This is a genomic window from Klebsiella sp. MS 92-3 (assembly GCF_000195655.1).
GTDB classification, from domain to species: domain Bacteria; phylum Pseudomonadota; class Gammaproteobacteria; order Enterobacterales; family Enterobacteriaceae; genus Klebsiella; species Klebsiella pneumoniae.
Genome location: NZ_GL882869.1, coordinates 66,662 through 67,405, shown reverse-complemented (window position 1 = coordinate 67,405; position 744 = coordinate 66,662). Strand labels below are relative to the sequence as shown.

The window sequence follows — 744 nt, the reverse complement described above, 5'->3', positions numbered from 1 at the left end:
CCCGTTGTTTTCACCCCTGCCTGCTGCAAGCCGCGGCAAAATTTGCCATAATGCGCGCTACTTTTTTCCAGCTAAGAGAATCTGATGTCCGAGAACGCTCAACTGAATGGTCTGTGCGACCGTTTCCGCGGTTTTTATCCGGTGGTGATCGATGTTGAAACCGCAGGATTTAACGCCAAAACCGACGCCCTGCTGGAGATCGCCGCCATTACGTTGAAGATGGATGAGCACGGCTGGCTGATGCCCGATGAAACGCTGCATTTCCATGTTGAACCTTTCGAGGGCGCCAATCTGCAGCCCGAAGCGCTGGCTTTTAACGGGATTAACCCGCATGACCCGCAGCGCGGGGCCGTCAGCGAATACGATGCCCTGCATGCCATCTTCAAAATGGTGCGCAAAGGGATGAAAGAGAGCGACTGCAGCCGGGCAATCATGGTGGCGCACAATGCCACCTTTGACCACAGCTTCACCATGACCGCCGCCGAACGCGCGGGACTTAAACGCAACCCTTTCCATCCGTTTGTTACCTTCGACACCGCCGCGCTAAGCGGGCTGGCGCTGGGCCAGACGGTGCTGTCGAAAGCCTGTATTGCCGCGGGTATGCCGTTCGACGGCGCGCAGGCTCACTCCGCCCTGTATGATACCGAGCAGACGGCGCAGCTGTTTTGCGAGATCGTGAACCGCTGGAAGCGTCTGGGCGGCTGGCCGCTGCCCGTAGCCACCCCGGAGTGATAAAAAAAAAAA

General features: G+C 57.8%; 1 protein-coding gene. It reads left to right on the top strand.

Annotation, left to right across the window (positions count from 1 at the left end):
• Positions 1–84 precede the first annotated feature (84 nt).
• Positions 85–732 carry a ribonuclease T gene (gene rnt, locus HMPREF9538_RS01170; RefSeq protein ID WP_002907766.1) on the top strand — a complete coding sequence of 216 codons (648 nt, stop codon included), beginning with the start codon at positions 85–87 and terminating at the stop codon, positions 730–732.
• Positions 733–744: the final 12 nt, after the last annotated feature.

Excerpts from the sequence above, each read along its gene's own strand:
- rnt (WP_002907766.1), top strand. The coding sequence starts at position 85 with ATGTCCGAGAACGCTCAACTGAATGGTCTGTGCGACCGTTTCCGCGGT.